At 44.9% G+C, this 9,983-nt stretch carries 8 protein-coding genes and 1 pseudogene; 5 read left to right on the forward strand and 4 right to left on the reverse strand.

Going from position 1 to position 9,983, the window contains the following annotated elements; all coding sequences use genetic code 11:
* Positions 1–22 precede the first annotated feature (22 nt).
* Complete coding sequence (locus LPKJCM_RS05755) at positions 23–853, forward strand: C40 family peptidase (protein WP_057961281.1); 831 nt, start codon at positions 23–25, stop codon at positions 851–853.
* 114 nt (positions 854–967) lie between these two features.
* On the opposite strand, the gene LPKJCM_RS05760 is transcribed toward LPKJCM_RS05755, so the two are convergent.
* Together LPKJCM_RS05760 and LPKJCM_RS05765 are read right to left on the reverse strand one after the other, a co-directional pair.
* Positions 968–2,305: an APC family permease gene (locus LPKJCM_RS05760; RefSeq protein WP_057961282.1), complete on the reverse strand. Its 1,338-nt coding sequence runs from the start codon at positions 2,303–2,305 to the stop codon at positions 968–970.
* Positions 2,306–2,321: 16 nt separating this feature from the next.
* Positions 2,322–3,710, reverse strand: a complete 1,389-nt coding sequence (locus LPKJCM_RS05765) for an MFS transporter (RefSeq protein ID WP_057961283.1) — start codon at positions 3,708–3,710, stop codon at positions 2,322–2,324.
* A gap of 254 nt (positions 3,711–3,964) precedes the next feature.
* On the opposite strand from LPKJCM_RS05765, the gene LPKJCM_RS05770 reads away from it, so the two are divergent.
* Entirely contained in the window at positions 3,965–4,606 is a 642-nt protein-coding gene (locus tag LPKJCM_RS05770; protein ID WP_057961284.1) for a cadmium resistance transporter, read from the forward strand.
* Positions 4,607–4,755: 149 nt separating this feature from the next.
* On the opposite strand, the gene recQ is transcribed toward LPKJCM_RS05770, so the two are convergent.
* A complete protein-coding gene (recQ, locus tag LPKJCM_RS05775; protein WP_057961285.1) occupies positions 4,756–6,534 on the reverse strand; it encodes a DNA helicase RecQ in 1,779 nt (592 codons plus the stop codon).
* Between the two features lie 180 nt (positions 6,535–6,714).
* Here recQ and LPKJCM_RS05780 point away from each other — a divergent pair, with 180 nt between their 5' ends.
* Both LPKJCM_RS05780 and LPKJCM_RS05785 read left to right on the forward strand, forming a co-directional pair.
* Complete coding sequence (locus LPKJCM_RS05780; protein ID WP_057961286.1) at positions 6,715–7,950, forward strand: DUF389 domain-containing protein; 1,236 nt, start codon at positions 6,715–6,717, stop codon at positions 7,948–7,950.
* Between the two features lie 161 nt (positions 7,951–8,111).
* Positions 8,112–9,244, forward strand: a pseudogene (locus tag LPKJCM_RS05785) (NAD(P)-dependent alcohol dehydrogenase).
* 186 nt (positions 9,245–9,430) lie between these two features.
* Here the strand turns inward: LPKJCM_RS05785 and LPKJCM_RS05790 are convergent.
* Positions 9,431–9,616, reverse strand: coding sequence for a hypothetical protein (locus LPKJCM_RS05790; RefSeq protein WP_225364139.1), 186 nt, complete (start codon positions 9,614–9,616; stop codon positions 9,431–9,433).
* Positions 9,617–9,769: 153 nt separating this feature from the next.
* Between LPKJCM_RS05790 and LPKJCM_RS05795 the strand changes: the two genes are divergently transcribed.
* Positions 9,770–9,983 (forward strand): transposase (locus tag LPKJCM_RS05795; RefSeq protein ID WP_165758573.1); only part of this gene is annotated, 214 nt, incomplete at its 3' end.

A 9,983-nucleotide genomic window follows, 5' to 3' on the forward strand; every position in this document is an offset into this window, starting at 1 on the left:
TAACTTCAATCAGGGGGAAATTATGTTACATCATCGCAAATTATTCATAACGCTTGGCCTTTTGAGCGTAATCGCCATTATGGCTTTTGTGTTTGTCAAGGCCACCTTTAGTCCGGACAAGACCCCGAATGCGGTTACTGCCGTCAAGGAGGACGTCTTCCCTAACCAAATTTTCGAATCATACAAGTATCCCTATGACCTCCGAATAATTGACTCAAACGTAAAACTATACACCGCTCCCGCTGGCACCAAGGGATCTAAATATGTCGGGACCGTCAAATCGAATCATGTGTCCCGCCAAATTGTGGGCCAAAAGCGTGCCGATCTGAACCACAGGCGTGCCGAGGGCTACATTGCTTTTAGACAAAATAAGCAAACGTACTGGGTAAGTGCTCAAAATGTTTCTTTTCGAAACCTAAACAAGCTCAAGGGCAATAACCCTAAAATTGAAGCGGCAATCAACGCCGGACTTGAACTCGTCGGCAAATCCAAATACGATTACGGTGGCGGTCGAAATTTGAGTGACATCAAAAATCACAAGTTCGACTGCTCATCATTCGTCCGCTACTGTTTCAGTCAAGCTGGCATCACACTGGGGAATCTGGATAGCGTGACCACTTACACGCTGGTCAAAATGGGACGGCCGGTGAATTTTCAAAACATGAAGCGCGGTGATCTTTTCTTTTTCTCCAATTCACGCGGTCAGGTCAACTCCCACGTTGCCATTTACTTAGGAGATAATTTGTTTTTACACGACCATGGTCAATCAGATACCGGCGGCGTGGGGGTCTCAACTCTGAACGCCCCGGGCTGGCGCAACGAAGCTAATGGGATTGTCCGCCGAATTGAATAAACTCAAAAGAGTGGTCTGAACAAGAACGAGTCAATTTTTGTTCAGACCACTCTTTTATTCTCACTGTTATTTAGCTGAATCGTGGGGAAGTTAGCAGCTTATTTCTCCACACTCCTAAAATGCCTTATCCCCCTCCACAATATCGCGTCGCAACCCGTTGGCCTGGCGGTCCCGATCATCATAGAAGTACCAGACAGCACTCAGTAAAAAGACCAGGACCCCAGCCACAATTAATTCCAGCGAGAAGCTTAGAATCAAATAAAGGGTCACCAACAACGCAATAATTGGAATTAGATTACCGCCGCACAGTCTGAAACCCTGTGGGAGCTTGCTGTGGTTGCGCAATTTGATCGCTGCTAAAATTGTCGGCACATACTGAATAAAAGACGTAAACACGATTGCCGAGGCTAAGAATAAATAATTGCCGGAAAACAGCATCAGTGCGCAAAGACCGCAGGACAACAGCAACGACACAATTGGCACACCGCGCTTGTTTTGTCTGCCCAACATTCTTGGTAATAACTGATGCTCCGAAGCCAGTGAGCTGGCAATGGTCGGCGTGGAAAATGACACCGATAAAGCCACTCCAAGAATCGATATCAGCATCCCCGCCAACGCCAAATCATACCCAATTGAGCCGGCAATCCGGTAAAATGAAGCGGCAATCGGGACGTTATCATTGGCTAATCCACTGCCGGAAACCCCAATCGCCGTTAACTGAACAATCATGTAAAGTACGGCAGATGTTAACAGCACACTAATAAGCGCTTTGGGTAATGTTTTTTCAGGATGATTCATTTTGGAAGCCGCAATCGGCAAAAATGAAAAACCGGTAAACATATAGAAGACCATTCCAAAACCAGCATTAATCCGGCTGAATAAGGATGATCCAATCGAACCCCCGCTGCTGAAATTGGCCAAATTGGCCGGGTGAAGAAAGAATAGCCCGATCACAACAAAAGCGACCAAAACACCAATTTTAGCGACCGTCGAAATGTTATCTACCCAATCCATTAAATTGGGGCCAAGTAAATTGAGAATCGTCAGAGCTGTCAGAATCCCCAGTGCGACCACCAGATAGTGGCTGTGCTGATTTAAACTTGGAAAAACGCTTCGAAGACTGGTGACAAACGCCGAAATTTCCGTTGCCATCGTGATGATTCCCAACAGCCAGGTAAAAATGCCGATTTCAAATCCGGCAAAACGTCCAAATGCGGTGTAGGTATATAACCACGCACCACCGTCGCCGGGGATTTTGCTGGCGAGGTTAGCAAAACACAGCGCAATCATGAGTACCGATATGCCCGCCAGCAGCATCAACCCCGCACTTAGGTCGCCAACTTTGGCATAGACCCGGCTAAGCATCAAAAAGATCCCCGAGCCAACGATTCCATCAACTCCAAGCAAAAAGACGCTCAAAAAACTCAACTGTTTAATCTTTGAACGTGCCATTTGACGTCTCCTTCCCCTAAGCAGACTCCTTAGTGGCAGCCAGTTTCCTCCTTGAGCCAAGATAACGAACCAATACCAGCACTAACGCAACTGCAGAAATCGCGGTTGCTGTCCAAAAGACGTTGGCAAAGGCGTGAATGAATGGCAACCCAACACTTGCGGTAACCCGTTTGACCCCCGGCAGCTGGAAGAACAGTAAGGAGGAACCAAAGCTGATGCCAATCGTCATTCCAAGGGTTCGGGCAAACGAATTTAATGATCCGGCAATTTCCGATAGCCGTTTGTCAACTAATCCCATGGTTAAAGCGTTGTTTGGTGATAGGAAAATAGCCATCCCAATCCCGTTTAGCACAATTGGTGGAATAATTTTCCACATGTCCAAATTACTGGGGAAGAATGCATAACCAACCTGGGAAACCATCAAAATGACCAAGCCGACGACGGTCATCAATTCTCGATTAATTCGATCGGCCAGGTATCCGGCAAACGGTGTTGTGCAAAGCATCGTGACTGACTGCAGCATGATAATCAAGCCACTGTAAAAGGCACTCATACCGTTATAACTTTGAAAATAAAATGGCAGTAAAATGTTTGAAACTGAATTAACCAGCATTACCAGTGCCAAAGCGGCAATTGACGTCATGAAGCCACGGTTGTGAATAACTTCCGGGGCAATCCATGGTAGGTTGGCCTTATCATCTTGAACAAAAGCATATACGGCAATGATCCCCCCAATCACAAAGAAGATAACTCCCGTCAGTAGCTTTGAACGCCCTGCTTGAAAGAATGAACCACTTAAGAAGAAAATAATGATCCCAATGGTAAACAGGTTTTGACCGGTCCAATTAGCACCCCGGGTGACTTGGCGAACATGGGACCACGATTCTTTGGGGACTGGTAGGAATTTAAAGCCCAGCCAAAGAATGACAATTCCAAGTGGGATGTTAATCCAGTAAATCCACCGCCAACTGGACGCAGAAATGATCAGCCCACCGATTCCGGGGCCGGAAATTGATCCAACGGAAATAAACATCGAAATGACGGCCAAAGCTTCTGCCCGCCGTTTATCAGGAAAATACTGAGTTACAATTCCCATTGAGTTAGCCATAATCATGGCCGCCCCAATGGCTTGAATCACCCGGCCAAATAAAATGATTGAAAAATTCGGTGCAAATCCAGTAATCGCCGACCCAATCAAAAAGCCAATCCCGCCAGCTAAGAAAACCACGTTTTTCGATAAGATATCACCAATGTGGCCAAACATGACCAGCAGAATGGCGGTTGTAATCAAGCCAATTTGAACGATCCAAGTGGCCATACTGCTTGAAATATCCATGTCAATCGCAATTTTAGGAATTGCCAGGTTGGTGCTGGGGCCGGACAATGCCGTTAAAAATGAAAACATCCCCAACACTGCAATAATCGAATAATTTTTCCCCTGACTTGTTGTGTTATCAGCTATAATATCCCTCCTTTAGCTTTCAGTCTTATTTATAACACTATGCGGGAAAAAGGTTGGATCTGACGACCTTTTTATTAACTTTAAAGACCATGCCAACGCCACCGCAATCTGTGTCTCACCTCACTCGTAAAGCCTTCCCCATGACACCCGTGAATCGGTTATACTAACACTAACGACTGTCCTTCGGAGGTGATTCGATGCTCACAACAATTATCACCAGCATTTTCTTATTTGTTGGAACCAACATTGACGATACCTTCGTCCTGGCAGTCTGGTTCTCCCAGGCCGACAGCTCTTTAAAGCGCAGGGATATCGTTATCGGCCAGTTCTTGGGATTTGAATTGCTGGTGTTGGTTAGTGTGTTCGCAGCATATGGGCTCAGTTTTCTGCCAACGGATCAAGTTGGCTGGCTCGGCGTGGTGCCGATTATTTTAGGGATTCGCAAATGGCTAAAGTACCGACATCGATTAATTGAGCCGCATGAGACTGCCCATATTAAAAGCAAACTCAAACAAGAGCTAAAAGCCGAACGAGGAAAATTGCGGCGACAAACATGGTTCAAGCCAGAAATATTGGCAGTCTCATTGATAACAATTTCCAACGGTGCCGGCAATCTAACCGTCTACATTCCCCTTTTTACAGAATATGGCACGGCTGAGTTAGGAATCACCGTTCTGGTCTTCTCACTTATGACAGGTCTTTGGTGTTACATTGGTTACCAAATTGCCAATCTACCGATCATCAAAAATAAATTAGAGCGATCAAAACAAATCGTCATCCCGCTTGTTTTCATCGCAATTGGCGTTTATGTGCTTTTGGAAAGCGGCGTTTTGCGGTAAAAGAGTGTGGAACAAGCTGACTTGTAGAACACATTTCAATCAAGGTCCTACAGGTAACATGGCATTCATCACAAAAAAATGGGCTTTCACTTGAATTACGCAATTCAAGTGAAAGCCCATTTACTAATTCTATTCATCTACTTGGCGCTTCAAACTTTGGCTTCAGCCTTTGATTCTGATTGATAATTCATAATTATATCCATGAACTGTTCCCCGTATTTTTCAAGCTTGCTCTCTCCAACACCCTTTACGTCCAGCATTTGTGCGTCAGTCGTTGGCATTTCCGCACTCATCTCATGGAGGGTCTTATCGGAGAAAATGACAAATGGCGGAACACTCTGTTTCTCGGCCAATTCACGACGAAGCTGCCTCAGGGACTCAAACAAATCGTTATTCTCAGTAAGACTCTTAGTGGCCTTGGCGGAAATCTTTCTGCTAACCTTCATTGCGCCTTGGAGGACAGCTGCGCCCTTTTCAGTCACCTTTAACACAGGAAATTGGCCCCCGGATGCCGCCAAGAATCCGGTAGCTGTCAAGTAATCAATCAATGAAACAACTGATTTTTGTGAATCGCTTTTCATGATCCCATAAGTTGACAATCGGTCAAAGTGAAAAGTCGTCACCTTTCGAACTTTAGATCCGGTCAGCACTTGGGCCACCAAACTCTTGCCGAAACGTTCTTTCATCCGGAGAACACAGGATAGAACCTTTTGAGTATCAACGCTGATATCTTGGGATTCTCTGGTATCAAGGCAACTGCTGCAACGACCACAGGGGTGTCCGTCCTGCTCACCAAAATAGTTCAAAATAAACTGCTGCAGGCATTTCTGGGTATTCGCATACTGAGTCATTACCTGGAGCTTTTTGTACGCTTGATGCTTGCTTTGTTCATCACGCCCTGATTGATCAATAAAGAAATGCTGGGTTTGAACATCTTTTTGCTTAAACAGCAAAATGGCCTCACTTGGCAATCCATCTCGTCCAGCTCGACCAGCTTCTTGATAGTATTCTTCCAAACTGCCGGGAACCGAATCATGAATCACGAAACGAACGTTACTCTTGTCAATCCCCATTCCAAAGGCATTGGTAGCAACCATCACCAGCGCCCGATCATAGAGAAAATCGTCCTGATTTTTCCGACGTTCATCTTTACTCATACCACCGTGATACATAGTCGCCGAAAACTTATGTTTGTCCAGCAGCTTTACGACCCGCTCCACTTCTTTACGGGTACTGGCATAAATGATCCCTGATTCACCGGCATTCAATTTTAGATAATCCAGCATATATCGATCGCTATCTTGATTTTGAATTACCTTAAAGGCCAGGTTATCCCGGGCAAAGCCGGTCTTAACTTCTTCGTGAATATCAAGGCGTTGTTTAATGTCCTCGGCCACTTGCGGCGTTGCAGTCGCTGTCAGCGCAACAATTGTCGGCCTAGTTGGCAAGTCATGAAGCCGATCAGTCAATGCCAAATAACTCGGCCGAAAGTCGTGACCCCACTGGGATATACAGTGAGCCTCATCAACCGCCACCAAATCAATTGGCAGGCCGGCTAAACGGTTAAAGGCCCCAGAGTCCAAGCGTTCCGGCGAAACGTACAACAGCTTAACTTCGCCATTGCGCGCCAGTTCAAACCGCTGGTCGACTTCGTCAAAATCTAGACTACTGTTGATAAAAGTCGCCGGGATGCCATTTTCATTTAGTGCATCCACTTGATCCTTCATCAAGGCAATCAATGGCGAAACAACGAGGGTTAAGCCATCTTCAAGCATTGCCGGAATCTGATAGCACAGCGATTTTCCACCACCGGTCGGCATGATCGTCAAAACGTTTTTGTGGGCCAAAATATCATCAATAACGGTCTGTTGTCCAGGCCGGAAGCTGTCATAGCCAAATTTAGTTTTTAATAGTTTTTCGGGCGTCAACCTGTTCAGTCCTCTTTTCAAATTAGTCGCATAATATAGTATACGAAAAAAATGTGGCGTTGTCTTTAATCATCCCCAGATCAAAATCTGCCTTCACCAGCTGTCGACGACAAAATTCATCAGAAAAGCCTTTATTTATGCTATTCTAAAATTGAAATTTTATAGAAATGGGTGAGGACAATGCAACAGATTTCCACGAACACTTTAAATATAAACGTCAAAAAAGGGCTAAACTTTACTTGGTCCACCCAAGCAATTCTTTTCTGCGCCATCATCATTGCCTGCATTGGTCTCAACGTGGATTCAGCCCCCGTAGTTATTGGCGCAATGCTGATCTCACCATTAATGGCCCCGATTGTCGGGATTGGTTACGGCTTAGGAAATAGTGATCCCAAGCTGTTATCTAAGGCCACTCAACTATTCTTGATTCAGGTCATCATCGGGGTGACCGGGGCGACGATTTATTTTTTCATTTCGCCGCTAAATACTGCTGGATCCCAGTTGCTTGCCCGAACAGAACCGACGCTTTTTGACGTACTGGTAGCCTTTTTTGGTGGTTTTGCCGGCGTCATCAGCTCGGCGAAAAAAGATGGCGGCAATGTTGTTCCCGGGGTTGCCATTGCCACCGCATTAATGCCGCCGCTATGTACGGTTGGGTATGGCATTAGTCACCTTGATCTGTCGTTTATTCTGGGAGCAGGCTACCTGTTTTTGATTAACGCTTTTTTCATTGCTTTGGCCACCGCGGTTGGAACCATCTTTTTCCGTGTCCGCAGCGGGGAACGGCTGAATGTGTCTCTGCGTCAAGAGGTACTGATCGTGATCATTTCAATCATTGTCGTTATCCCAAGTTCAATCTCAGCCTACAACATTGTCCACCAATCCTTCGTCGACACACAACTCTCACAATTTATCAACGAAAAGCTGAGTAATCAATACATTGCCAAACAAACTGTCAACGATAAGACCATTTCGATCTCAGTCATCGGCCAACGTTTGAACACAAAGCAAATTAACGAGCTGCAGCAGTCGCTGAAGGATTATCATCTTGGCAATTACCAGCTATCACTCACCCAGCTGACCAAGGGAAATTACATCACGCCCAGGGAATTTCAAGATTATATGAAACAATCAAACACCAATGGCAATATGGATAACGTTAATTCGAACAATAATGAGTCGTTAGCCAATGTCCAAAACGACATCATTAAACAATATCCAAAACAGATCAATAACGTTTTCGTGGGTCAGGTTCAAGATAAAGCCAATCACACCACTTCACTAATTGCCATTGAAGTCTCCAATCAAGGCGGCCGAAAAGTTGATCAGATTGAGAAATCAGCGGCCAAAATTGCCAATGACAATAACATTAATGCGGTTGTTCGAATGATAAGGCCGACCGAAAATAGCAATTAGCACTACAACGAATACTCCTTCGATTATTCTTCTTATTTGTGTATAAAATAATAAGTTATCTTCCTTGAATGCTTATAAAATCCGTAGTATTCTTCAACCATGGAAGGGCTTACACGAATTGATTAGAGACAGCCAGGTTATTTTCGGAAGGAGTTTTTATTATGTCACGACAAATTACTGGTGCGGTGATTGAAGAATTAAACGCACCGTTTAAGTTGGAAACCCTTGAAGTCGATGATCAGCCAAAAGCACATGAAGTATTGGTTCATATTGTTGCAAGCGGCATTTGTCACTCTGATGAAGCCGTTCGGAATGGGTCTGCCGGTGAATACCCATATCCCGGAGTTGTAGGACATGAAGGTGCCGGTATTGTCGAGAAAATTGGCTCATCGGTCACAACTGTTAAACAAGGCGACACGTTATCCTGTCATATGATTACGATGGGACTTGTCGCCACTGCTTGACGGGGCATCCATCTTCTTGTGTTAATTGGGCGAAACTAAACATGGATGGTGTCCGTCCTGATGGCTCAGTCGCATTTACCCGTGAAGATGGCTCACCAATTCATAATTTCTTTAACCAATCCTCATTTACTACTGAGACGTTGGTTCAAGAACGTAATGTTACGGTGATCAACAAGAATATTGATCTACGGAAGGTCGGCCCTCTCGGCTGCGGTTTTGCAACCGGATCGGGAACCGTCTTTAACGGCTTAAACCCGAAAGAAGGCACCACTATTGCGATTGTCGGAACCGGTGCCGTGGGCTCAGCTGCTCTGATGGCTGCCAAAATTAAGGGCTGCTCAAAGATTATCTGTGTCGACATCCACGATTCACGTTTGGAAATGGCTAAAGAACTTGGCGCTACCGATACCATCAACAGTCTGAACGAGGACTGGGTTGATAAAGTCCATGAAATCACCAATGGTGAAGGTGTCGACTTCACAATCGATACCACTGGCATTTCGGCCATTATGCACCAGGCGATTACTGCCCTGGCATCAGGCGGCCACCTGGCTCCCATTGCTGTGACGGCCAAGACATTGGAATTCATGCCATGAAATGAAATTACTGCTCTCCAAAAACACATTGACGGTGTTTTAATGGGCGATGCAATTCCACAAATCGGGATTCAGACTTTAATTGATTTCTGGCAGGCAGGCGAATTCCCATTTGATAAGCTTGAAAAATTCTACACTTTTGATCAAGTCAACGAAGCTAACAAGGCTTCAAATGACGGGTCGGTTATCAAACCGGTCATGATTATTGACCAGGACTACGTACCAGGTGTATAATCTCGTTCTTGGGCCTGTATCAAAGCAAACATTTGGAAACAAAACTTTTTTAACAAAAAATAAAGGCGATTCTCAACAGCTAATCTGCTGCAGAATCGCCTTTGTTCTGTCACTGTTTAATTTTCGATTTTGATAAGGTTTAAATGAAACTATTATACGACCGGCACTAAAATTTTGTACTAATCCTCACTCAACAACAGTTTCCTTCGCAAATCCCTTAATCTCAGCTTGCTGATGCTGATTAATGTTGCCCATCTTCGGCATCAATCCATGTAGATACAGATGATCCTTGGCAACCTTAATGTCCCTTTGATCCAAAATCTTCGTCAACTGCTTACCAACCGTAAACAGACTGCCGGAAGTCCCAAACAAAAAGACTTCTTTGACCTGCTTTGGATCCAGATTTCGGGCAAATTGTTTCAGCCGTTCATCGACATTCAGGTTTGGATGTAAGCTGATTCCTGAGACAACTTTTAAGAGAGCGTATAATGAATAAATCGTCTCTCAAAAGGAAGGAATTTTTACATGCCAACTCGTTACGACAAAGAATTCAAACCAAACATTATCAACCTATATAAGCAAGGCGAATCAGCCGCCCAACTGGCCAGAGAATATGGCATTGGCTATTCAACCGTTCATAAGTGGATCCAGGGCCAGGCCAAAACTCAATCCGGTAAATCGCCAGACGAAATTAAAGCGATGGAAAAGCGACTGGCTTCGCTGTCTGAGGAGAACGAAA

The sequence above is a fragment of the Lentilactobacillus parakefiri genome (assembly GCF_002157585.1).
In the GTDB taxonomy this organism is placed as follows: domain Bacteria; phylum Bacillota; class Bacilli; order Lactobacillales; family Lactobacillaceae; genus Lentilactobacillus; species Lentilactobacillus parakefiri.